This window comes from Bacillus sp. DB-2 (assembly GCF_003315125.1).
In the GTDB taxonomy this organism is placed as follows: domain Bacteria; phylum Bacillota; class Bacilli; order Bacillales; family Bacillaceae_G; genus Bacillus_A; species Bacillus_A mycoides.
Window position 1 is genome coordinate 330,769 of the sequence record NZ_QNRN01000003.1, and the last position, 24,777, is coordinate 355,545.

The following is a 24,777-nucleotide window of genomic DNA, read 5'->3' on the forward strand; positions in this document are numbered from 1 at the left end:
GGGGTTCCCTTACGTTTTTTTTCAATCCTATAAAAAACGGTGTAAGGCTCTTAAAATTCTACATATATATACAAATTTAGATATACTTTGCTATAGAGATAAATGTAATATTACATTTATTTTACAAAACCGTAACATTAGCAAAAAAACTCCCGAATTATGGTATAAATTTTAATAGGTTATATACGGAAAATGAAAAAAGAAAGCGGTGTAAAAAATAAAATGAAAAAGCTAAAAATGGCATCTTGCGCATTAGTTGCAGGGTTAATGTTTTCTGGGCTAACACCAAATGTATTTGCAGAAGATAAAATTTCTGACGTGAAATCACAAATTAACACACAAAATGATACTTTACATAAACAACAACAAGAACGTGATGAATTACAAAAACAAATGAATGACTTAAACAAAACAATCCAAGGTTTGGATAAGTCTGTTCAAGAGAACGCTTCAAAACTTGATGAAACAACAAAAAAAGTTTCTGATACTGAGCAATTAATCGAAAATAAAAATAAAGATATTGCAGAACTACAAACAAAGATTGCAAAACGTGAAGAGTTATTAAGAAAACGTTTAGTTGCACTACAAGAACAGCCAAATACGAACATTGTAACAGAAGTTCTTGTAAACTCTAAAAACGTTGCAGATTTAGTTGATCGTTTAGCTTCTGTGTCTAAAATTATGGAATCTGACGAAGATATCATGAAAACACAACAAGAAGATCAAACGAACGTGAAAAAAGATGTTGAGACAGTAAAAGAAAAACAAAAAGAATTAAAAGAAGCACAAGCTCAAATTGAAACTGCTAAGAAAGAACTTGACGTTGAAAAAGAGAAAAAAGCAACAGCAGTAAACGATTTAAGCGGTAAAATGGATACAGTTGTAACTACAATGACAAGTACGGAAGGTCAATTGAAGGATCTTGAGAAACAAGCACTGCAATTACAACGTATTGCGGAAGAAGAAGCGCAAGCAAAAGCGGCACAAGAAGCTGCTGCTCAAAAACAAGCAGAACAAGCTGCTAAAGAAGCACAAGCTCAACAAGCTGCACCAGCGCAAGCGCCTGCAGAACAAGCTGCACCAGCAAACAATGCTGGACAAGCTCAAAAAGAAGAACCTAAAAAAGAAGAGCCTAAAAAAGAGACACCTAAACAAGAAAACAAAAAACCAGAGCCAGTACCAGGTCCAACTCCGGCTCCTAGCGTAATTGGTAAAGCGCAACAATACTTAGGTATGCCATATGTTTGGGCAAGTGCATCTCCATCAAACGGTGGTTTTGACTGTAGTGGATTCATTTCTTACGTATTTGGTGTAGGACGTCAAGATGTTAATGGATATTGGAATTCAGTTTCGAAAGTAAGTAGCCCGCAGCCGGGAGATTTAGTATTCTTCCAAAATACTTATAAAGACGGTCCATCTCACATCGGTATTTACGTTGGTAACGACCAGATGATTCATGCAGGTGATAAAGGGATTGCTTACGCTAGCTTAAGCAGTAGCTACAACCAAAAACATTTCTTAGGATACGGTAGATTCTAGGGTTTATAACTGAATAAAAAACGTGTATAAAGTCGATAGCTTACTATTTTATAAGTAGGTTATCGGCTTTTTTGAGTTTTTACGAGATAAAGAGAAGGATTTATAGTAGTGCTGGAGGTGGCTATTGATGATGTTAGCTGGTAGACAGTTACTGTTAGAAGAACTCTCTTCAGATTTGCAGAATAAATTGGATCATCTGAAAAGGAATCGAGACGTCGTTTGTGTACAAGGGGTAATTAAGAAGTCTTCAAAATATATGTGTCAGCGCTGCGGAAATATAGAGCAGCGACTATTTGTATCATTGCTATGTAAAAGGTGCAATGAAGTATGTACGTATTGCCGGAAATGTATAACGATGGGCAGGGTAAGTGAATGTACTGTACTTGTTCGCGGGATTGCTGAAATAAGCGGAGAAAGTTATTTGAATCCGTTACAGTGGGAAGGCATTTTGTCTGACGGTCAGGAGTTAGCTGCGCAAAGTGTCGTTGACGCTGTTAAGCAGAAAGAATCATTTTTTATTTGGGCGGTATGCGGGGCTGGAAAAACAGAAATGTTGTTTCGCGGAATTGCAGAGGCACTACAAAAGGGAGAAAGGGTTTGTATTGCAACGCCGAGAACGGACGTTGTACTTGAATTAGCACCGAGATTACAAGAAGTGTTTCCAAATATAAATGTAGCTGCTTTATATGGAGGGAGTTTAGACCGAGAAAAAGATGCGGCGTTAATCGTTGCAACTACACATCAATTGTTACGTTATTATAGGACGTTCCATGTCATGATTGTAGATGAGATAGATGCTTTTCCGTATCATGCAGATAAGATGTTGCAGTATGCAGTAAACGAAGCGATGAAAGAGAAGGCAGCATGTATTTATTTAACTGCAACTCCAGATGAAAAGTGGAAGCGTAAGTTGCGAAGTGGTAAGCAAAAAGGGGTTATTATTCCAGGGCGATACCATCGTCATCCATTGCCAGTTCCGATATTTCGGTGGTGCGGAAATTGGAAAAAGGGTCTTATACGTAAAAAAATTCCTCGTGCTTTATTACAATGGTTAAATCTGTACTTATCGAAACGATACCCCATTTTTTTATTTGTTCCTCATGTGCGATATGTAGAAGAAATTAGCCAGTTATTAAAATCATTAAACAATCAAATTGACGGTGTGCATGCAGAAGATCCGGCGAGAAAAGAGAAGGTAACAGCTTTCAGAAAAGGAGAAATCCCTTTATTAGTTACAACGACGATTTTGGAACGAGGAGTAACTGTTAAAAATTTACAAGTTGCAGTTTTAGGAGCTGAGGAAGAAATATTTTCAGAAAGTGCTCTCGTTCAAATTGCAGGGCGTGCTGGCAGAAGCTCTGATGAACCGCATGGAGATGTTACCTATTTTCATTATGGAAAGACAGAGGCGATGGTGCGTGCGAAAAAACATATTCAAAGTATGAATAAGAATGCTAAAGAACAAGGACTGATAGATTGATGCATTGTCTACTTTGTGATGAGTATATTTCATATGCGATTAGTTGGTACACTTTTTTTGTTAAGCTTCATAAAAAGTATATATGTGATAGATGTGAACAAAAACTTTCCTATATTATAGGAGATATTTGCAAGGAGTGTGGTCGGCCTTTAGAACTTGTACCAGCTGAATATAAAAACGGGGATATTTGTATGGACTGCATAAGGTGGACGAACGAGCAGGGGTTTCCGCCTCTCATAAATCGTTCGGTGTATGTGTATGATGAAGCGATGAAAGAAATATTAGCACAGTTTAAATTTCGAGGAGATGCTGAATTAGTGCATATTTTTCATCAGCCTTTTCGAAGTCTTTTTCAAAAATATTTTGCGAATGTTTCAGTTGCCATTCCTGTTCCTCTTAGTGAAGAGCGAGAATACGAGCGTGGTTTTAATCAAGCGGAGTTACTAGCTTCTTGTTTGCCTATCAAAATGTTTTGTACATCATTAAGAAGAATAGAAACAGAAAAACAAAGTAAGAAGAAGCGTAAAGAAAGGATATCGGGAGTTAATCCTTTTTATTTTCAGGGAGAAGAGATGTTTCATGAGCAACATGTTTTAATCGTGGATGATGTGTATACGACAGGAATTACTGTTAGGCAAATTGGAAGCCTTTTGTATGATCGAGGAGCGAGAGAGGTTTCTTGTTTGACGCTTTGCAGAGGTTAATATGTGAATGTCGAAAGGAGTAATAAAAAGACGACAGGTCTTCTTTGACTTACAGTCTTGTCATTCGCTATAGTCAGAATATGGGGCGAATGCCCTGATTTTAAGAGTGAAGGGAATGGAATGAACATGCAAGGACGAGTAAAATGGTTCAATGCAGAAAAGGGATTTGGGTTTATTGAGCGTGAGGATGGTGACGATGTGTTTGTTCATTTTTCTGCTATTCAACAAGATGGGTATAAGTCGTTAGAAGAAGGTCAACAAGTGGAGTTTGATATTGTTGATGGAGCACGTGGGCCACAAGCGGCTAATGTTGTGAAACTGTAAAAATTAAGTTTTTGGAAAAGATAGAGCTGTATTTTTAACAGCATTATATAGATGGCGAAAGCTCTTGCTCGTAACAAGGGCTTTTTTGTTGTGGGTAAGTTGTCAAAAAGTTGTTTCTTTTCTGTAACTAATTGTCCACAGTTACATTCGTTATTCATGATGTTAATAGGATAAAATAAAGATAGAAACGATGCATCTTTTCATTTCAACAAAAAACGATAAAAAAATCGCAATTCCACTAATTTTTCAAAAAAATTAGAAGGAGTTTTTAAGCCAATGTCGAAATTATAGTACATAGGCTTGAAAGGAGGAATTCATCTATGAAATTCAACATTCGTGGTGAAAATATTGAAGTAACTCCAGCATTAAAGGAATATGTAGAGAAAAAACTAAGTAAATTAGAGCGTTATTTTGATACATTCCCAGAGATTAAGGTTAATTTAAAAGTATACTCTGACAAGCAACGTATCGAGGTAACAATTCCATTTACAGATTTATTACTTCGTGCAGAAGAAACAAATAGCGATATGTACGCTGCGATTGATTTAGTAGTTGATAAAATTGAGCGACAAATTCGTAAACATAAAACAAAAGTAAACCGTAAATTACGTGAGAAAGGTTCTGTGAAAACTAACTTTATCCTTCCAGAAGCAGTAGCTGTTCTGGATGCGGTAGAAGAGGATGAATTAGAACTTGTACGTACAAAACGATTCGATTTAAAACCGATGGACGTTGAAGAAGCGATCTTGCAAATGGATATGCTAGGACATAGTTTCTTCGTCTTCACAAATGCTGATACAAATGAAACTAATGTTGTATATGGCCGTAAAGATGGGAAATATGGTTTAATCGAAACTAAATAATCATTCAAAAGCGCAGCCGAAATGGCTGCGCTTTTTTATATGTTTTTGCCTTCCTATCTTGTAATATTGATATGAATTTAAATGGCTTATTCGTAATGAAATTTAGAAGTCATGTTTTGTAACGGTCAATTGTATTACTATTCCAAAAGGATCTCGCACAATGGCGTAACCAGGGCTGAAGGAGTTTTTTTCAAAAGGTGTTAAAATATAAACCTCATCATGTTGAATTAGATTGTGATAGAGTGCTTCAATGGTTTGGAAATCTTTAGATTGAATGCATAATGATGAGCTATTACTTAATTGCCAAGGGCGTGTGGAATCCACTGCCTGTTCTGCAATCATAATTTTATTAGTGCCAATTTGTAAAACGGAATGGGTAATATAATGTTCCTGGCTTTCTTTATACGTGAAATTCGGATCTATTTCTTTCATTTCTTTATAATTCTTTTTAAATAAAACTTTTGCGTCTAAATACTGTTCGTAAAATGCAATTGCTTTAGCACCTTGCCCATTTAATGATAAAAAAGGGATTACTTCAAAGTTCATTGTATTGCCTCCTTCATATATGTTTACACTTATTACTATACAAATATAAGGTGCCAATATGTGGCACCTATAGGGAGAGTTTATGAAAAAAGTTGAGCGTTTAAATCAGATGCTACGTTTTATTAATCAAAAACAAATATTCACATTGAAAGATTTAATGGATGAATTTCAAATTTCAAAAAGGACAGCTTTACGTGATATTGCATCATTAGAGGAAATGGGTGTACCTCTTTTTGCAGAGTATGGTCGGTATGGAGGGTATCGTTTAATAAAAACGATGACATTACCACCGATTTCATTTACAAATCATGAAGTTTTTGCACTTTATTTTGCAATGCAGGCACTAAGTAGTTTTGTAAGTATTCCTTTTCAAATCTCGTTTCGTTCCATTAATCAGAAATTTTTAGATAGTGTTTCGTCAAAACAGCGTGAGCAAATTGAAAACTTGCAAAAAAGAGTATCCTTTTTTCATTTGGAACAAGCACATGAATGTGGTTATCTAGAAGAGATTTTGTTAGCTGCTGTTCAAAATAGGGCTTTAACTATAAATTATGTAACGCCGAAACAAACGACAATGCGCCGTATTCAGCCGATTTCGATTTATGCAATGAAAGGTTATTGGTATTGTCAGGCTTACGATTTAGATAAAGCGACTTATCGAGTGTTTCGCTGTGATCGTATTAGGTCGTTAGAAATGGTAGATGCTCAGGATAGTCTGGATTTGGAAAATATAAATATACATAACGCACATAGTCTTTGGAAGGCAACTGAACAAGCTATTCAATTTAAATGCTCAATTACTGCGAGGGGGATAGAGATATTCAAGCAACAACAATATCCTTCGATGAAATTATGGGAAGAATGTGAAGATACATATTTAATAGGAACTTATGAGCCTGCTGAAATCAACTTTATCATTTCATATCTAGCTAGTTTTGGTAAAACTATAAAAATAATTGAGCCATCTTCTTTAAAAGAGAACTTGAAAGAATACTACTTAGATTTAATACAAAATTTGTAACGAAGAGATAGTAGTTTGTTGGAAAAAATAAAATAAAATAAAAACTTTTTCTGAATCTATGGCTCGACATTTGGACGATTGTTGTCATAGTTATAAGACAAGTGTTACAATTATCATTAGGTTTATACATTTTAGTTTTTTAATTAGGAGAAAAATTGGCATAACATAAATTTGATTTTTATAACGACTGATTGTAAAGAGAAAAAGAAAGCAATCGGAAGTTTTATTTTAATAAAAGAGGAGCGTATTTCCTATGATCGGTATTTTAAAAAAGGTATTTGATGTCAACCAACGCCAAATTAAACGTATGCAGAAGACAGTGGAGCAAATTGATGCATTAGAATCATCTATTAAGCCGCTAACTGATGAACAATTAAAAGGAAAGACGATTGAATTTAAAGAACGTCTGACAAAAGGTGAGACAGTAGATGATCTACTTCCTGAAGCTTTTGCGGTTGTTCGTGAAGCAGCGAATCGTGTTCTTGGAATGCGTCCATATGGCGTACAGCTAATGGGTGGTATCGCCTTACATGAAGGAAATATCTCTGAGATGAAAACAGGTGAAGGTAAAACGTTAACATCTACTTTACCTGTATATTTAAACGCATTAACAGGAAAAGGCGTTCACGTTGTTACAGTCAATGAATACTTAGCGCAACGTGATGCGAGCGAAATGGGACAACTTCATGAGTTCCTTGGCTTAACTGTAGGGATTAACTTAAATAGTATGTCACGTGAAGAGAAACAAGCTGCTTATGCTGCTGATATTACGTATAGCACAAATAACGAGCTTGGGTTCGATTACTTACGTGACAACATGGTGTTATATAGAGAGCAGTGCGTTCAGCGTCCACTTAATTTTGCTATCATCGATGAAGTCGATTCTATTTTAGTCGATGAAGCACGTACGCCGCTTATTATTTCGGGACAAGCTCAAAAATCAGCAGAGCTATACATGTTTGCAAATGCATTCGTTCGTACATTAGAAAATGAAAAAGAATATTCATTTGATGTGAAAACGAAAAATGTAATGTTAACAGAAGATGGTATTACGAAAGCTGAGAAAGCTTTCCATATCGATAACTTATTCGATTTAAAACATGTAGCACTTCTTCACCATATTAATCAGGCGCTTCGTGCACATGTTGTTATGCACCTTGATACAGATTATGTTGTACAAGAAGGCGAAATCGTAATCGTAGACCAATTCACTGGTCGTCTTATGAAAGGTCGTCGTTATAGCGAAGGTTTACATCAAGCTATTGAAGCAAAAGAAGGCGTAGAAATTCAAAATGAAAGTATGACGCTTGCAACAATTACGTTCCAAAACTACTTCCGTATGTACGAAAAATTATCTGGTATGACTGGTACAGCGAAAACGGAAGAAGAAGAATTCCGTAGTATTTACAATATGAATGTTATCGTAATTCCAACGAATAAAGATATTATTCGTGATGATCGTGCTGATTTAATCTTCAAATCAATGGAAGGTAAATTCAATGCAGTTGTTGAGGATATTGTAAATCGTCATAAGCAAGGGCAACCTATTCTTGTTGGTACAGTTGCAATTGAAACGTCAGAGCTTATTTCAAAAATGTTAACACGTAAAGGTGTACGTCATAATATCTTAAATGCAAAAAACCATGCGCGTGAAGCTGATATCATTGCAGAAGCTGGTATGAAAGGCGCTGTAACAATTGCGACGAATATGGCTGGTCGTGGTACGGATATTAAGTTAGGCGACGATATTAGAAACGTCGGTCTAGCAGTTATCGGTACAGAGCGTCACGAAAGCCGTCGTATTGATAATCAGTTACGTGGTCGTTCTGGTCGTCAAGGGGACCCTGGTGTAACACAGTTCTACTTATCAATGGAAGATGAACTAATGCGCCGCTTCGGTTCTGACAATATGAAAGCGATGATGGATCGTCTTGGTATGGATGATTCACAGCCAATCGAAAGTAAAATGGTTTCTCGTGCTGTAGAATCTGCACAAAAACGTGTGGAAGGAAATAACTATGATGCACGTAAGCAACTATTGCAATACGACGATGTACTTCGTCAACAACGTGAAGTAATTTATAAACAGCGTCAAGAAGTAATGGATTCAGAGAACTTACGCAGTATTATTGAAGGTATGATGAAATCTACGATAGAACGTGCTGTTGCACTTCATACGCAAGAAGAAATCGAAGAAGATTGGAGCATTAAAGGTCTTGTCGATTACTTAAATACAAACCTTCTTGAAGAAGGAGATGTAAAAGAAGAAGAGTTACGTCGCCTTGCTCCAGAAGAAATGAGCGAATCAATTATCGCGAAATTGTTAGAGCGTTATAATGAAAGAGAGAAGCTTCTACCTGAAGAGCAGACGCGTGAATTCGAAAAGGTTGTTGTATTCCGTGTTGTAGATACGAAATGGACAGATCATATCGATGCAATGGATCATCTTCGTGAAGGTATTCATTTACGTGCTTACGGACAAATCGATCCACTTCGTGAATACCAAATGGAAGGATTCGCAATGTTCGAGTCGATGATCGCTTCTATTGAAGAGGAAATCTCTCGTTACATTATGAAAGCTGAAATTGAGCAAAACTTAGAGCGTCAAGAAGTTGTTCAAGGTGAAGCTGTTCATCCATCAAGCGATGGCGAAGACGCGAAGAAAAAACCGGTTGTAAAAGGTGACCAAATGGGACGCAACGATTTATGTAAATGTGGTAGTGGCAAGAAATATAAAAACTGTTGTGGCATTGGGCAGTAATAAGAAACTGTAGTTTAGACTGCTTTGCAAATTTTTACATCAAAAATGTATAATGAAAAGGATTAAACTCTCTCCGTAATAAGCGGAGAGAGTTTCCCTTGTTTTCATATGAAAGTAACAGCAATTACATAGAGGTGAAGGAAATGGAATTAGTAGAAATTAGGCAAGAATTAGAAAAAATGGCTAAGAGATTAGCGGCTTTTAGGGGGTCTCTTTGACCTTCCTACTAAGGAAAAACAAATTGCAGAATTAGAAGAAACGATGATGGGCGCAGGATTTTGGGATGACCAACAAGGCGCACAAGCTGTAATTAATGAAGCGAATGCGCTGAAAGATATGGTTGGAAGGTTCCGTCAGTTAGATGAGACGTTCGAAAACTTAGAAATGACGCATGACTTACTTAAAGAAGAGTATGATGAAGATTTACATGAGGAACTAGAATCTGAAGTGAAAACTTTAATTCAAGAAATGAATGAGTACGAGCTGCAGTTACTATTAAGCGATCCTTATGATAAAAATAACGCTATTTTAGAATTACACCCAGGTGCAGGTGGAACAGAGTCACAAGACTGGGGTTCTATGTTATTACGTATGTACACGCGCTGGGCTGAAAAACGTAGGTTTAAAGTAGAAACGGTTGACTACTTACCGGGCGATGAAGCTGGTATTAAGAGTGTTACATTATTAATTAAAGGTCATAACGCTTACGGTTACTTGAAAGCGGAGAAAGGTGTACATCGTCTTGTACGTATTTCACCGTTCGATTCTTCAGGTCGTCGTCATACATCGTTCGTATCTTGTGAAGTTGTACCTGAATTCAATGATGAAGTTGAAATTGAAGTGCGTACAGAAGATTTGAAAATAGATACGTATCGTGCAAGTGGTGCAGGTGGACAGCACGTTAATACGACAGATTCAGCAGTTCGTATAACTCATCTACCAACAAACACGGTTGTAACATGTCAGTCAGAGCGTTCTCAAATTAAAAACCGTGAGCATGCGATGAAAATGCTAAAAGCGAAATTATATCAAAAGAAATTAGAAGAACAACAAGCACAATTAGATGAGATTCGCGGAGAGCAAAAAGAAATTGGATGGGGAAGCCAAATCCGTTCTTACGTATTCCACCCGTATTCTCTTGTGAAAGACCATCGTACAAATACAGAAGTTGGTAACGTACAAGCAGTTATGGATGGAGAAATTAATCCGTTTATTGATGCGTATTTACGTTCTCGTATTTAATAAGAGAAAAAGCCAACAGAATTGTTGGCACATGTTGAGGTCCAAGAGGATATAAAGAGGCTTATCTTATTTATATTGATGAAATAAAGAGGAAGAGAAGTTGGAAACGACAACTTCTCTTTTTGATGAGATTATATGTAGAATACAATGCCGTATATTGTTTTGTAAAAGGTAGAGAATAGTAAAACAAAGTGGTAATAGAGTAGGACTTTATATAGAATTTCTCAGTTTTGATTGGAGAAAAAGGCTCTTTATAGAACTTTCTAAGGTGTTCACAGAATTGAAATAATTTATGAAAGCTTATTTCATTAGGCTTCTCACTATATTTGTAAAAAATATGAAATACACCTTAGTTTTTCTATATAAAGATAATGCTTATAATGAATATTGAATGTGTTATGAAAACTATTGCCTAGTTATGAATGAAAAGAATATCAACAATGGGGAGCGATAGAAGTGAAAAAGAAATTGTTGGCTATTACGCTGGGGACATCAGTCGTTTTTGCTTTAGGAGCATGTGGAAATAAAGAAGAGAGTAAACCATCAAAACAATCTGCAAGCACAGATAGCGCAGAGCAAATTTACCAAAAAAGTTGTATAGGTTGTCACGCTAAAGATTTATCAGGAGCAACTGGACCTGATTTAAGAAAAGTAGGCAGTAAGTATGACGCTGCAGATATCGAAGAAATTATTAAAAAAGGTCGCGGCTCAATGTCACCTGGACTTATTCAAGGTGAAGACGCAAAAAAAGTAGCTGAATGGTTAGCGGAGCATAAATAAGAAACGTAATTAATAAACGAGCTGATTGTATAACTTGACCGAAAAGTGCTTCGGGTTAAGTAATTACATGAGCTCGTTTACCTTTTCTTGGGATGTAACAGAACTGTAACAAAACTGTATCCGAATTGGAAACCGATTGATGTTACAATGGGGTTTGTAGAATTTTGATGAAATATATTACATAGAGTAGCGTTGCTAATAAAGAGCATGTATGGAAGCTACCTTCAACAAGAATGGTCGAGCGAAAATAAAGGTTGTTCTTTTATTTTCAAATGTACAGAAAAGTATTTCGAAAAAAATCATTAAGTATTGGGTGATAAATAATGATAAAAATGACGAATGTTTATAAGGAGTACCCAAATGGTATGAAAGCCATTGCTGGTCTCACAGTTAACATTAAACAAGGTGAATTCGTATACGTAGTTGGACCGAGTGGAGCCGGAAAATCTACATTTATTAAAATGATGTATCGTGAAGAGAAGCCATCTACAGGATCAATTAATGTAAATGGACTTGTAATTGAAACATTAGCAGAAAGAGATGTTCCGTATTTCCGTCGTCAATTAGGCGTAATTTTCCAAGATTTTAAATTGCTACCTAAATTAACGGTATATGAGAATGTTGCGTTTGCTTTAGAAGTAATTGAAGAAGAGAAGGAAGCGATTCGTGAGCGCGTTACAGAAGTGTTAGGTCTTGTTGGTCTTGAAGAGCGTGCCGATGCACTTCCAAATGAGCTTTCGGGCGGAGAGCAACAACGTGTGGCGATTGCAAGAGCGATTGTAAATAAGCCAAAGGTTGTAATTGCCGATGAGCCAACAGGTAACTTAGATATTGAAACAGCTCTTGATATTATGAAGATTTTTAAACGTATTAATGAGCGTGGTACAACGATTGTTATGGCGACACATAACGCAGATATCGTAAATACAATTCGTCATCGTGTAATTGCAATTGAAGGCGGAAGAATTGTTCGAGACGAGATTGAGGGAGGATACGGATATGAAGGCTAAAACCCTTAGTCGACATTTGCGAGAAGGTGTGAAAAATCTATCCCGTAACGGATGGATGACATTTGCTTCTGTAAGTGCAGTAACAGTTACATTATTACTTGTAGGTGTCTTTTTGACAGCGATTATGAATATGAACCATTTTGCGACGAAAGTAGAGCAAGATGTAGAAATTCGTGTGCATGTTGATCCAGCAGCAAAAGAAGCTGATCAAAAGAAATTAGAAGAAGATATGAGTAAAATTGCGAAAGTAGATTCTATTAAATATTCTTCTAAAGAAGAAGAGTTGAAACGTTTAATTAAAAGCTTAGGCGATAGTGGAAAAACGTTCGAGTTATTTGAGCAAGATAACCCACTGAAAAACGTATTTGTTGTAAAGGCGAAAGAACCAACAGATACGGCAACAATTGCGAAAAAGATTGAGAAAATGCAGTTTGTAAGTAATGTTCAATACGGTAAAGGTCAAGTTGAAAAATTATTTGATACTGTAAAAACTGGTCGTAACATCGGGATTGCGTTAATTGCGGGTCTTCTATTCACAGCGATGTTCTTAATCTCTAACACAATTAAAATTACAATTTATGCTCGTAGTACTGAGATTGAAATTATGAAACTTGTTGGTGCAACAAACTGGTTTATTCGTTGGCCGTTCTTGTTAGAGGGATTATTCCTAGGAGTATTAGGATCAATTATTCCAATTGGCCTAATTTTAGTTATGTATAATTCGTTGCAAGGTGTGTTTAATGAAAAACTTGGCGGAACAATTTTCGAGCTTCTACCATACAACCCATTCGTATTCCAATTAGCTGGTTTATTAATGTTAATCGGTGCATTAATCGGTATGTGGGGAAGTGTAATGTCAATTCGTCGCTTCTTAAAAGTATAAAAAGTTGCAAACATAATTCGTACAAGCTTATCATATAGTAGAAATAGGTAAAGGCATCACACATCGTGTGATGCCTTTTGCTACACCACCTGTGTGTTCTGGAAAGGGGAATTCCGCATTGAAACGTAGAGTTGCAATTATTGGAATGGTTGTTGCATTTTTAATTGGTGCTGGCGGGATGTTTGGTGGTATGTACTGGTTTGGGATAAACCCAGCGTATGTAACACAAACAGTATCGAATGGTAATGCTGGCACAGCGCAAGGAAATTTGGTAAAGATTAATGAGGCGTATGCACTAATTGATTCACGTTATGTGGAAGACGTGAAAGACGACAAATTAGTCGAAGGTGCGATACAGGGAATGTTGTCTACGCTGAAGGACCCTTATTCCACGTATATGGATAAAGAAACGGCAAAACAGTTTAGTCAGTCACTGGATCCTGAACTTGAAGGGATTGGAGCTGAAGTGAACAAGACGGACGGTAAGCTTATTATCGTATCGCCAATTAAAGGTTCACCAGCAGAAAAGATAGGGATTAAACCGAATGACCAAATTTTATCTGTAGATGGAAATAGTGTGAAAGATTTATCACGTGAAGAAGCAGTATTAAAAATTCGTGGTAAAAAAGGAACGACTGTTGCAATTGAAATTAAGCGCGCAGGAGTGGCTGATCCGATAGAATTTAAAATTAAGCGTGAAAAGATTCCGATTTTCACTGTATTTAGTTCCGTAAAGCAAGATAGCGGAAAAGATATCGGTTATATGCAAATTACTTCTTTCGCTGAAAATACTGCGAAAGAATTTAAGGATCAGTTAAAAGAGCTAGAGAAGAAAAACATAAAAGGCTTAGTTATTGACGTGCGTGGTAATCCTGGCGGTTATTTAAATAGTGTAGAAGATATACTAGGAGACATCATGACAGATAAAAAGCCAATGCTACAAGTAGAACAGCGAAATGGTGAGAAGAAGAAATTCTCTACGGAACTGAAAGAGAGAAAGCCATATCCAATTTCAGTATTAATTGATAACGGAAGTGCTTCTGCTTCAGAGATTTTAGCTGGTGCGCTAAAAGAAGGAGAAGGATACGATTTAATTGGTGAAAAAACGTTTGGTAAAGGTACTGTTCAGCAGGCTGTTCCATTTAAAGATGGCAGCAACATTAAATTAACAATGTTTAAATGGTTAACACCAGATGGCAATTGGATTCATAAAAAAGGAATCGCGCCAACTGTAGAAGTGAAGCAACCAGATTATTATCATGCGACACCAATTCAAATTGAAAAGACACTTTCATACAATTCAAATGATGTACAAGTAAAACACGCGCAAGAAATGCTTAAGAGCTTAGGATATGTACCAGGACGTGAAGATGGATACTTTAGCAAAGAGACAGAATCAGCACTAAAAGCATTCCAAAATGCGAATGAGATGGAAGCAACAGGGCAACTTGATAAAAAGACAGCTGAAGTAATTCAAAATAAAATTATTGAAAAAATCCGTTCTGGAGAAAACGATTTACAATTACAGACGGCATTGAAATTAATAGCGAAATAAGAAAGAATACAGGCACTTGGATGCCTGTATTTTTTTATGTGTTAAATATGATAAAATAAAAAGAAAGAATGATATAAATGGTGGTGAATGAATTCGTGGAGGCATGGATTTTTGAAATACTACGAGCAGTTGGACGTTTTTTCTTACACCCTGCTGTCTATGTATTTTTAATTAGTAGTATCTTCGTTGGATACTTACGTATATTACGAGAACGAAAAGATTTTTCTTTTAAAGTATATGATATTTGGTTTGAACTACGAACAACTCTATTTGCAGGTATTGGGTACGGATTAATCGTATCTATTATTACGATTGGGCTGGGGCTTGTTGTTTCAAAAGCGAGTTTATGGGCAATTTTACTTTGGACGTTATTATTCGGATTAACTGCTATGTATCGATATTTATCTGTGGCTTATACTTTCGGAATCGCGATTGCACTCGTGTTGTTATCGTCTAAGATGCCAGTTTCCTTCTTACAGCTTGGAGAAGGTGAGGAGGGGACGATTGTATCCCTTGCTATTTTACTAGGCGTTATGCTCGTTGTAGAGGGGTTATTAATCTCTAAAAATGCAGTTCGTTATTCTACGCCGAAAATTAAAAAAGGTAAGCGTGGGCTACGAATTGGACTACATGAATCCAATCGTTTATGGCTTGTACCAGTATTTATTCTTATACCAGGAGACGCGGTGACAGGATTTATTTCTTGGTGGCCTGTCGTTTCAATAGGTTCGACTACATACTCTTTATTCCTCGTTCCATTTTTAATTGGATTTATGAGAAAGGTTAGAAGTTATGAGCCGACGGAAGCTTTATTATTTACAGGAAGACGTGTCTATGGTTTAGCGGGGCTCGTACTCGTTTTAGGTATCGCAAGTTACTGGTGGCACGTATTCGCAATTATCGCGATGGGAGTCGCAATGCTTGGACGCTTTACAATCTCGATGCAAGAGAAAATTGCAGACGAGAAAAGACCAGCATACTTTGCCGCACGTAATGATGGACTTGTTGTGTTAGATACAATTCCTAATACAATTGGGGCAGAGATGAATTTAAAGCCTGGAGAAGTTATTACGAAAGTAAATGGAATCATTCCAAGAAGTACCGAAGAGTTTTATGACGCGCTTCAAACGAAGACGACAGGAGCGTTTTGTAAATTAGAAGTAGTAGATACAAATGGAGAGCTTCGCCTTGCTCAAACGGCATTATACGCCGGAGGACATCATGAATTAGGTGTTGTATTTGTTCAGCAAGAGCACGAGTGGGATTCGGAAGCTATATAAAATAAAATGGAAACCTTCATCAAATATAGATGAAGGTTTTTTTAGTTTCATAGACGGATAACTTGAATAATTATTTGATAATGGTTATCATTTAGAGAGTCTTTTAATTTGGAAAAGGGAGGAAAGATATGCTACGTAAATTTTTTTCTTACTATAAACCGTACAAAGGTTTATTCGTACTCGATTTTTCCTGTGCAGTTATCGCAGGTTTACTCGAACTTGGTTTCCCGCTTATCGTAAATCAATTTATTGATAAGTTATTACCAGGACAAAACTGGACGCTTATTTTATGGGCTTGTTTCGGCTTGTTCGTAGTTTATGTGTTAAATGCAGGTTTGCAATATGTCGTTACATATTGGGGACATATGCTTGGGGTTAACATTGAAACAGATATGAGGCAGAAATTATTTGATCACATTCAAAAGCTATCATTCAGATTTTTTGATAATAATAAAACAGGTCATTTAATTTCACGTCTTACAAACGATTTAATGGAAATTGGGGAAATTGCTCACCATGGACCAGAAGATTTATTCATTGCCATTATGACTTTAGTTGGAGCATTTTCATTTATGATGATGATTAACTGGAAGTTAGCACTTCTAACATTCTTCGTAATCCCGTTCTTATTATGGTTGGCACTTTACTTCAATAAAAAAATGACAGGTACGTTTAGACGTTTATTCTCAGACGTTGCTGATTTCAATGCATGTATCGAGAACAATGTAGGTGGTATCCGCGTTGTACAAGCATTCGGAAATGAAAAGTTTGAGAAAGAGCAATTTGCTGTAAATAATGCTCGTTTCCGTACAACAAAATTAATGGCGTATAAAATTATGGCGTTAAATTCATCGATTAGTTATATGTTGATGCGTCTTGTAACACTCTTTGTATTAATATGTGGTACATGGTTTGTTCTGCAAGGTGAATTAACGTACGGTGGATTTATTGGATTCGTTTTATTAACGAATATTTTCTTCCGCCCAATTGAAAAAATTAATGCGGTTATTGAAAGTTATCCGAAAGGAATCGCTGGTTTTAAAAGGTATGTAGAACTTCTGGAAACAGAGCCGGATATTGTAGATTCTAAAGATGCAATAGAAGTTAAACATGTACACGGCGATATTCAATACAATAACATCACGTTCGGATATGAAAATAAAGAGCCGATTTTAAACGATATTAGTTTGAAAATACATGCAGGTGAAACAGTTGCTTTCGTTGGACCATCAGGGGCAGGGAAAACAACACTATGTAGTTTATTACCTCGTTTTTATGAACACTCATCTGGATCAATTCAAATTGATGGCATTGACACCAAAGAGATGACGTTATCGTCACTTCGTAAGCAAATCGGAATTGTACAGCAAGATGTTTTCTTATTCTCAGGAACAATTCGTGAAAATATCGCTTACGGAAACTTAAAAGCTTCAGAATCTGAAATTTGGCAGGCGGTAAAACGTGCTCAGCTAGAGGACTTAATTTACTCGCAACCAGACGGTTTAGATACAGTTATCGGTGAGCGTGGTGTGAAACTTTCAGGAGGACAAAAGCAGCGCTTAGCGATTGCACGTATGTTCTTGAAGAACCCGCCAATTTTAATTTTAGATGAAGCAACTTCTGCGCTAGATACAGAGACAGAACTTGCTATCCAAAAATCACTTGCAGAACTATCTGTCGGCCGTACAACATTAGTTATCGCTCACAGGCTTGCAACTATTAAAAATGCAGATCGCATCGTCGTTGTAAATAAAGACGGTATTGCAGAACAAGGTTCACATGAGGAACTAATCGAACGAGGCGAGGGTTACAGCCGATTGTATGAGGCGCAGTTTAGTTCGTAAATATAATTTCTTCTGAATTAGTGCACCATAAGTAAGTGAAAATCTTACATGGGAGGCTATAAAGCATGATTGTAACAACAACTTCTACAATTCAAGGGAAAGAAATTATTGAGTATATCGATATCGTTAATGGCGAAGCAATCATGGGTGCGAATATCGTGCGTGACCTTTTCGCTTCTGTCCGTGACGTTGTCGGTGGTCGCGCAGGCGCCTACGAAAGTAAATTAAAAGAAGCGCGCGACATTGCAATGGAAGAGATGAAAACTCTCGCAAGACAAAAAAATGCGAACGCCATTGTTGGTATCGACGTGGACTACGAAGTAGTTCGCGAAGGAATGCTAATGGTTGCGGTGAGTGGGACTGCTGTCCGTATATAAAGTGAAACTTTAATCAGTGGGGGGTTCATCCCCACTGATTATTAGCCCTCACCAATCGGGCGTTTACGGGCAGCCCGACTCCCACCTAATTTCTTTGCTCAAGCCGAATTTTGAGGTGGGAGTCTTACTGCCCACAAATAGCGGGATAAAGTGAAAAGCCGTGCTGGTGCACGGCTTTTTGTTGTTATTGTGTCTAACATGATAGGTAGGGTGATATTCTATGTCGAAGCCTCGATATTTCTTGGGAAATGTGGAAGGTCCCGTCGATATATGGGGAAGACATTAGAGCGCTTCTTTACAATGCCGAATTCGAACTAATAATTTTTCGTATTCTTGTTCGAGAAATGTGATGTCATCATGCTGATTTGGAATAGAAATCCGGCTGATGATTTCTGTTAATTTTGTTTGTAATCGTAATAATTCTTGTTCAGTAACGTTTACAGAAGCTTGGGTGGTTCTTTTTGTGTATTGCTCGTAATTGCCGTGGAATATTCTTGGTTCGCTCTCATCTACTTGTAGAATATGGTTTGCAACAGAACGAATAAAGGCACGGTCATGGCTAATGAAAAGTATTGTACCAGGATACTCCTGTAACATGCTTTCTAATTCTTCTTGCGTTGCCAAGTCTAAATAGTTTGTCGGTTCGTCGAGCAGAAGCATATTATAGTTTCCTAAAAATACTTTTGCGAGTGCAACCTTCATGCGTTCTCCACCACTTAAGATGTGCACAGGTTTATGAACATCTTCACGGCGGAATAGGAGCCGTGCAAGTATTGTTCGAACGAACGATTCTGTATAGTTTGTTTCTTCTAGAACGTTTTCTAAAATTGTTTTATCTGTTTTTAAAATAGCTAATGTTTGTTCAAAGTATCCAATTTTACAACTTTTCGAAAGCTGAATGCCACGCTCGTTCGTGAGAAGCATTTTGAACAAAGTTGTTTTTCCGCTTCCGTTTTCCCCTAAAATAGCAAGCTTTGCCCCAGGGACAATTGTTCCATTCATATTTTTAAATAATGTGCGATCCCCTATTTTCTTCGTTGTTTTATTAAACTGAACAACTGCTTTACTATGAATTGGTGTGTGGTATTGTACGTCAAACTGAGCTTGAGAAAAGTCTTTCGGTTTTTCTTTCTGTTCCAACTTTTCAAGGCGTGTTTCTAGTGCTTTCGCTACTTTGCTAACATTTTCTTGCCCATGAGCCCCGCTGCACTTATAAAGTTTAGATTCAGATGAACTGAACCGTGTTGGGATTTTTGTCATGCTAGAAGCACGTTGCTTTCTTTGGGAAATTGACTGTTCTAACCGATTTTTTTCTTGTATATATTGATCATATTCTGCCTGCTTTTGTATTCGCTCACGTTCTTTTTGCTTTCGATAGTTTGAATAATTACCTTTATATTCTTGAATAGTACCGTCTTCAACTTCGATGATTTTTGTACATATGGCATCTAAAAGATCACGATCATGCGATATTAAAACAAGTGCACCTTTATAAGATAAAAGTGTCTTTTCTAATTGCTCTGTACCGAACATATCTAAGTGACTTGTTGGCTCATCAGCAAATAGAATGCCTGCATCTTGTTCGAGGGCATGGGCGATCTTTAGGCGCATTCGTTCACCGCCGCTCATTGAATTTGCGACGTTTGAAATATTCCATTTTCCTTTAGCGAGGGAAGAAGCGGTTTCCGGTATTTCTTCGCTAAGCTGTGGAATGATGGCGATAGAACTATGATGAGTTACTGTTCCTTTGTCAGCTTCTATTTCTTTACTTAATATTTGTAATAACGTAGATTTTCCAGCTCCGTTGACTCCGACAATTCCTATACGATCGTTTACTTGAATTTCTAGTGATGGTAACGTAAATATGGTGCGATCACCAAAGCTCTTTTCGATATTACGTGCGATTAAAATAGTCATAAAAAAACCTCCCTAGTTTCACTAGAGAGGATAAATGTCGCCCTTCAATGTAAAAATCGTACATAAATAAACGATTTTTTACATGATCGTATCGAAAGAAAGTATCGACAAATGGACAGACTAATCCTCTGCTAGTTTTCATCATTTTTGTTCACTATTTGTGATGGATGAAATAAATAAGAGAATTAGAACTTCATTGGTCAAAGTACCTTCCTTTCATAATATTATTTTTATTGTATGCGCATACAAATGGATTTGTCAAACTTATTTCTGGTTGCTATTTTTGAATTTATTATTATACAATTGTGCTTTTGCTAGCGCCTCAGCATCGTTCTTGATTTCATCTAGTCCATTCGCATCCCCAATAATATACCCTTCAAATGATGAGCCAACAAAATCAAAGATATATTGAAACTGGGCGATAAGCGGCAATGCTTTCAGTTTTGGACTGTCTCCGCCAACGATGACAACGTACATTTTTTTGCCTTTCATTTTTTCTTTGAAATGAAGAGATGTATCACGCAAGCTTTGTGACCAGCGATCAACGAAGTTCTTCATGTGGCCGCTCATTCCGTACCAGTATAGCGGTGTAGCGAAGATAATCGTGTCGTGCTCTAGCATGCGTTTGGTTAACTGCCCGTAGTCATCATTTACAGGTTGAAATCCTTCTACATCATGGCGCTGATCTATGATTGGATGGACAATATGATCACGCAAGTAAATTTGTTCTGTTTCAATCCCATCAATCACCATATGTGTTAAAGCTTCCGTATTTCCGTTTTGTCTTGAACTGCCATGTATAACAAACATGTAATCATCCCTTTTCTTTTGCTTGTTTTAGGAGTGAAACGTGTTTTTGCAAATTCGTTTGAATGTTGGAAAGTAATGTGATTTGCTTCGTTACCTCATCAAGTTTGTCTTCGTAAAGTGCAAGGATACTACTACACGGATTTTCGTAAAGATGTGGCTCGATTTCGAGGCAACGTAGCATTCGTTCTGTTTCTTCTAAATTTAAGCCGATTTGCAAGTACATTTGAATCAGCTCTACTTTTTCGATTGCACTTTCATCAAAATCACGGTAGCCATTTGCTAGGCGTTTCGAAGGGAGTAATCCCTTCTCTTCATAATGTCTTAGTGCCCTTTCGCTAACCCCAGTTTCTTTTGATAACTCTCCAATTCGCAATGCGTTTCACTCCTTTTACATGTATTGTAAACCTTCACACTAATGTGAAGGTCAACTCTGTTTTTTCGCAAAAGAATCTACGTGTTTTAAAAAGACTTGAATAGCTTTAGACGGGATAAAATATTTGCCGCGCACGATGGAGAATGGACGGATTAGCTCTTCGTTCGGAACAGGGATGTGGAATAGTTCTTTTGCTAATAGTTCTTTTCGAACAGTCCAATCTGAAAGGATAGCGATGCCAAGACCAGCTGCAACGGCTTCCTTCACGCTTTGAATACTGCTAAATGTAAAGAAGCGTTTCATTTTTAAATGATGTTGGTGTATAAAGCGATCGCTATAGGCACGTGTGCCAGAGCCGCTCTCCCTTAATACCCAGACTTGGTCTTGCAATGCATTTTCGTTAATTCCCTTGATATGGAGCAATGGGTGGTTTGGCGGGACGACGAGTTTCATTTCATCTTGCATAAAAGTTTCAACATCTACGTCAGCGTATACGACTTGGCCTTCCACTAAGCCGATATCAATTTGATTAGAGCGGAGGCTTTGCAAAACTTCTTCCGTATTGGAGATAAATGTATGAACTTCGACGTGTGCATTTTCATTGGCAAAGCGCGCAAGTATTTTTGGAAGTAAGTATTCGCCAATTGTAAAGCTAGCGCCGATGCGAAGTGTTCCTGTTACGACGTTATGCAGCGCATTAATTTCTTGTTTTGCATCTTCATAAAGTGAAAGCATTTGCTTTGCGTGTATGTATAATATGTTTCCAGCTTCCGTAACTTGGACGTGCTTTGGGGACCGCTGAATAAGTGTAGTCCCAAATTCATTTTCCAGGTTGCGAATGTGCATACTAACGCCAGGTTGTGAGAGGTTTAATAGTTCCGCAGTACGCGAAAAATGTTTTTGCTCAACGACAGTAACAAAGATCTTTAAAATGTCTACGTTCATTTGTTAGGCCCCTTTATTTTTGCTTTTATTTTATCATAAGTATTTCTGATGATAGGGATTCAATATTGATATTAAACTTATTATTAAAATTCTCTTATAATGTAACTAGAAAGAACATGCATGTTCCAATACGATTATTGGGGTGGTACAAAGTGGAACAAACACTTGTTATACAAAAGAAGAAGGGCTTTGGATTTTCGCAAGGTATTGGGATTACGTTATTAATCGCAATCGCCGCGAAATATTTAGCAGAGCTTCCATTTTTAAATATTATGGGACAATTAGTAATCGCTATTCTAATCGGGATGGTTTGGCGCGCGGCAATCGGGATTCCTCAAGAAGCGATAGTGGGAACGAACTTTGCGAGTAAGAAGTTGCTTCGCTTTGGGATCATTTTACTTGGAATGCGGTTAAATCTTGTAGATATTGCGAAGGCGGGGCCGAAAGTATTGGTCATCGCAGCGGTTGTTATTACATTTACAATTTTCGTTGTATATGGACTAACGAAAGTATTTAAAGTAGAAAAGAAACTTGGGATTTTAACAGCATGCGGGACGGCGATTTGTGGTGCGGCCGCAGTTGTCGCGATTGCACCGCAAGTGAAAGCGAAAGATGAAGAAACGGCAGTTGGGGCAGCGATTATTGCAATTTTAGGTACAATATTTACACTTATTTATACGCTATTATACCCAGTGCTGGGCTTCTCACCGTACGGTTACGGGGTGTTTTCAGGTGCGACATTGCACGAAATCGCTCACGTTATCGCGGCTGCAGCGCCAGGAGGTAGCACGGCTGTAGACATCGCGGTTATTGTGAAATTAACGCGCGTTGCGATGCTTGTGCCAGTAGCGATTTTAATTGGATTATGGTTTGGTAAGAGTGAGGACAGCAAGGAAAAAAGATCGTGGCGCGACCTTCCAATTCCATGGTTCATCTTTGGATTTTTAGCGATGAGTGCAGTGCATTCGATTGGGATTATCCCAGAAGTTGTTGCTGGATATATTGTAGTCATTGCGTACATGCTTATTGCAATGGCAATGGCAGGACTCGGTTTAAATGTAGAGTTTAAAACGTTCCGCAAATTAGGAAGTAGGGCATTCGTGGCAGGATTGATTGGCTCGGTTTGCTTATCTGTTCTTGGGTACGTTCTTGTATATGCATTAGGATTTATGTAGTAGCAAAGAGGCATCTTATAGATGTCTCTTTTTTTACCTTTTTTTGTAAAGATATCTTTACTTACAATTGGGAAATATTTATAATTAAAGTAAAGATATCTTTACTTTCGAAGGTGGAGCCTATGGGTGTAAAAAATACAATAAAAGAGTTAAGAAAGCAAAATCATATAACGCAAGTTGAAATGGCAAAGGCGATGCAAGTGACGCGGCAGACAATTGTGGCGATTGAAAACCATCATTATAACCCGAGTCTAGAGTTATCCTTAAAAATCGCCAAATATTTTGGGATGAAGGTGGAGGAAATATTTACGCTAGAGTAAGGGAAAAAAATGAACGATACTAAAAAATTATTTACCGGTGTGACTTTTGGATTGTTTTTGGGAGACATTGTAGTTCATATTATGAATCCGGCTATACCAATTTTATCACTCGTAGTGAGTAACATTTTAGCAATTGCATTTTTGATAGTGTGTGTATTACAAAAAGCGTAAGTACAAAAAAGAAGAACTTCCAGATATAGATGAGCGAGTAAATGAAAACATAAAAAGGTATGTAAATGTTTCATTTGTATGCGCGTTTTTATTGCTTATTGTTTATATTGTTGCGAGTAAAGCAATAGGCAGAGCTGTTATACCAGTGCAAAAAATATTTATGATATGTAGTTCCTTATTTGCGGGTAGTCTCATCATAGGAGTAATGGCGGGAAAACGAGCATAACGATAGGAGGAATGAAAATGCAAGATGAGTTTGAGAGATTTCAGTCGGATAAAGCGTTTAAATATTTAGGGTTGTTTTTAACAATGAGTTTAGCGGTATGGAGTTTGTATAATTTAATTGTTTATGGAAATGCGGGCATGCCATTTGTTTTATTTGTATTAGGACAGTTTGTTTATTTCTTTGTGAATTATTGGCCGAAGTGGAAGTATAGAAATAAGAAAGAGGCTGGTAATACATGAATAAGCAAGAAGTTATGAGGTTTATAGGAAGCTTATCTTTAGCGGGGCTTATTTTAAATACAAGTTTAGTCATTTTAAATATTTCGTGGGGAGCGATATTGATTTCAAATGTAGCCCTTATTAGTTTATACGCTGTGTCTGAGTATAAGGAGCGAAAGCGATGGAAAGAAGAAGGTGTACCTGCATTAGATGAGAGAATCATGAAAAAAATGCAGCAATACTTTACGGCTTGTATGGTAGGTTTCTTTTTGTTTTTTATCGCGTATCTTTCTGTAAATAAGTACTTAGATAGACAAACCTTGGATGTAAATGAATTATTACATATAGTTATTTTAGGTTTTTTAATTAGCATGGCATCAACAAGTGTATTAGCGACAAAGACCAGTAAATAG

24 protein-coding genes and 1 pseudogene are annotated in these 24,777 nt (G+C 37.1%); 20 read left to right on the forward strand and 5 right to left on the reverse strand.

The features are described 5' to 3' along the window. Positions 1-192 precede the first annotated feature (192 nt). From DET63_RS07100 to hpf, 5 genes are all read left to right on the forward strand, one after another. Positions 193-1,539: a C40 family peptidase gene (locus DET63_RS07100; protein ID WP_113936253.1), complete on the forward strand. Its 1,347-nt coding sequence runs from the start codon at positions 193-195 to the stop codon at positions 1,537-1,539. A 130-nt stretch (positions 1,540-1,669) separates the two neighbouring features. Continuing rightward, positions 1,670-3,019: an ATP-dependent helicase ComFA gene (gene comFA, locus DET63_RS07105; protein ID WP_142675675.1), complete on the forward strand. Its 1,350-nt coding sequence runs from the start codon at positions 1,670-1,672 to the stop codon at positions 3,017-3,019. Then, a complete protein-coding gene (locus DET63_RS07110; RefSeq protein ID WP_113936255.1) occupies positions 3,019-3,723 on the forward strand; it encodes a ComFC family protein in 705 nt (234 codons plus the stop codon). The genes comFA and DET63_RS07110 overlap by 1 nt, the downstream gene beginning before the upstream one ends. A 126-nt stretch (positions 3,724-3,849) precedes the next feature. Next, positions 3,850-4,047: a cold shock protein CspC gene (gene cspC / locus DET63_RS07115; RefSeq protein ID WP_001990088.1), complete on the forward strand. Its 198-nt coding sequence runs from the start codon at positions 3,850-3,852 to the stop codon at positions 4,045-4,047. Positions 4,048-4,367: 320 nt separating this feature from the next. Continuing rightward, on the forward strand, positions 4,368-4,910 hold the full coding sequence (gene hpf, locus DET63_RS07120; RefSeq protein WP_002034758.1) for a ribosome hibernation-promoting factor, HPF/YfiA family: 543 nt from the start codon (positions 4,368-4,370) through the stop codon (positions 4,908-4,910). A 102-nt stretch (positions 4,911-5,012) separates the two neighbouring features. Here the strand turns inward: hpf and DET63_RS07125 are convergent, their stop codons facing one another. Next, positions 5,013-5,456, reverse strand: coding sequence for a VOC family protein (locus tag DET63_RS07125; protein ID WP_002139133.1), 444 nt, complete (start codon positions 5,454-5,456; stop codon positions 5,013-5,015). Positions 5,457-5,538: 82 nt separating this feature from the next. On the opposite strand from DET63_RS07125, the gene DET63_RS07130 reads away from it, so the two are divergent. From DET63_RS07130 to DET63_RS07175, 10 genes are all read left to right on the forward strand, one after another. Next, positions 5,539-6,477: a helix-turn-helix transcriptional regulator gene (locus tag DET63_RS07130; RefSeq protein WP_113936256.1), complete on the forward strand. Its 939-nt coding sequence runs from the start codon at positions 5,539-5,541 to the stop codon at positions 6,475-6,477. Positions 6,478-6,730: 253 nt separating this feature from the next. Next, entirely contained in the window at positions 6,731-9,238 is a 2,508-nt protein-coding gene (gene secA, locus DET63_RS07135) for a preprotein translocase subunit SecA (RefSeq protein WP_002034761.1), read from the forward strand. A 143-nt stretch (positions 9,239-9,381) separates the two neighbouring features. After that, positions 9,382-10,480, forward strand: a protein-coding gene (gene prfB / locus DET63_RS07140; protein ID WP_100248371.1) for a peptide chain release factor 2 whose coding sequence is annotated in 2 segments (ribosomal slippage) — positions 9,382-9,453 and positions 9,455-10,480 — 1,098 coding nt in all. Because the reading frame shifts where the segments join, the coding sequence is not laid out codon by codon here. Positions 10,481-10,936: 456 nt separating this feature from the next. Beyond that, positions 10,937-11,260 (forward strand): cytochrome c551, encoded by a 324-nt coding sequence (cccB, locus tag DET63_RS07145; RefSeq protein WP_002089600.1) that lies wholly within the window; start codon positions 10,937-10,939, stop codon positions 11,258-11,260. Positions 11,261-11,583: 323 nt separating this feature from the next. Continuing rightward, positions 11,584-12,270 (forward strand): cell division ATP-binding protein FtsE, encoded by a 687-nt coding sequence (gene ftsE, locus DET63_RS07150; protein WP_002016128.1) that lies wholly within the window; start codon positions 11,584-11,586, stop codon positions 12,268-12,270. Next, positions 12,260-13,153 (forward strand): permease-like cell division protein FtsX, encoded by an 894-nt coding sequence (gene ftsX / locus DET63_RS07155; RefSeq protein ID WP_002089596.1) that lies wholly within the window; start codon positions 12,260-12,262, stop codon positions 13,151-13,153. Before ftsE ends, ftsX begins: the two co-directional genes overlap by 11 nt. A gap of 118 nt (positions 13,154-13,271) precedes the next feature. Next, positions 13,272-14,708, forward strand: a complete 1,437-nt coding sequence (locus tag DET63_RS07160; protein ID WP_444992483.1) for a S41 family peptidase — start codon at positions 13,272-13,274, stop codon at positions 14,706-14,708. 95 nt (positions 14,709-14,803) lie between these two features. Further along, complete coding sequence (locus tag DET63_RS07165; RefSeq protein ID WP_181777899.1) at positions 14,804-15,988, forward strand: PDZ domain-containing protein; 1,185 nt, start codon at positions 14,804-14,806, stop codon at positions 15,986-15,988. A 128-nt stretch (positions 15,989-16,116) separates the two neighbouring features. After that, positions 16,117-17,832, forward strand: coding sequence for an ABC transporter ATP-binding protein (locus DET63_RS07170; protein WP_002089591.1), 1,716 nt, complete (start codon positions 16,117-16,119; stop codon positions 17,830-17,832). A gap of 65 nt (positions 17,833-17,897) precedes the next feature. Then, positions 17,898-18,209 (forward strand): heavy metal-binding domain-containing protein, encoded by a 312-nt coding sequence (locus DET63_RS07175; RefSeq protein WP_002068307.1) that lies wholly within the window; start codon positions 17,898-17,900, stop codon positions 18,207-18,209. A gap of 282 nt (positions 18,210-18,491) precedes the next feature. On the opposite strand, the gene abc-f is transcribed toward DET63_RS07175, so the two are convergent. The 4 genes from abc-f to DET63_RS07195 all read right to left on the reverse strand — a co-directional run bounded on the left by abc-f (position 18,492) and on the right by DET63_RS07195 (position 22,254). Continuing rightward, a complete protein-coding gene (gene abc-f / locus DET63_RS07180; RefSeq protein WP_113936259.1) occupies positions 18,492-20,126 on the reverse strand; it encodes a ribosomal protection-like ABC-F family protein in 1,635 nt (544 codons plus the stop codon). A 264-nt stretch (positions 20,127-20,390) separates the two neighbouring features. After that, a complete protein-coding gene (locus tag DET63_RS07185) occupies positions 20,391-20,936 on the reverse strand; it encodes a flavodoxin family protein (protein WP_113936260.1) in 546 nt (181 codons plus the stop codon). A 4-nt stretch (positions 20,937-20,940) separates the two neighbouring features. Beyond that, the gene (locus tag DET63_RS07190) at positions 20,941-21,309 is read right to left on the reverse strand and encodes a MerR family transcriptional regulator (RefSeq protein WP_002016114.1); all 369 of its coding nucleotides are present in this window, start codon (positions 21,307-21,309) and stop codon (positions 20,941-20,943) included. 51 nt (positions 21,310-21,360) lie between these two features. Next, positions 21,361-22,254 carry a LysR family transcriptional regulator gene (locus tag DET63_RS07195; RefSeq protein ID WP_113936261.1) on the reverse strand — a complete coding sequence of 298 codons (894 nt, stop codon included), beginning with the start codon at positions 22,252-22,254 and terminating at the stop codon, positions 21,361-21,363. Between the two features lie 152 nt (positions 22,255-22,406). Here DET63_RS07195 and DET63_RS07200 point away from each other — a divergent pair, with 152 nt between their 5' ends. From DET63_RS07200 to DET63_RS07220, 5 genes and pseudogenes are all read left to right on the forward strand, one after another. Then, positions 22,407-23,429, forward strand: coding sequence for a YeiH family protein (locus DET63_RS07200; RefSeq protein WP_113936262.1), 1,023 nt, complete (start codon positions 22,407-22,409; stop codon positions 23,427-23,429). A 122-nt stretch (positions 23,430-23,551) separates the two neighbouring features. Next, on the forward strand, positions 23,552-23,749 hold the full coding sequence (locus tag DET63_RS07205; RefSeq protein WP_002143740.1) for a helix-turn-helix transcriptional regulator: 198 nt from the start codon (positions 23,552-23,554) through the stop codon (positions 23,747-23,749). Positions 23,750-23,758: 9 nt separating this feature from the next. Continuing rightward, positions 23,759-24,146, forward strand: a pseudogene (locus tag DET63_RS07210) (hypothetical protein). 17 nt (positions 24,147-24,163) lie between these two features. Further along, positions 24,164-24,385, forward strand: a complete 222-nt coding sequence (locus tag DET63_RS07215; protein WP_002143738.1) for a hypothetical protein — start codon at positions 24,164-24,166, stop codon at positions 24,383-24,385. Further along, positions 24,382-24,777, forward strand: coding sequence for an ATPase (locus DET63_RS07220; RefSeq protein WP_113936263.1), 396 nt, complete (start codon positions 24,382-24,384; stop codon positions 24,775-24,777). The genes DET63_RS07215 and DET63_RS07220 overlap by 4 nt, the downstream gene beginning before the upstream one ends.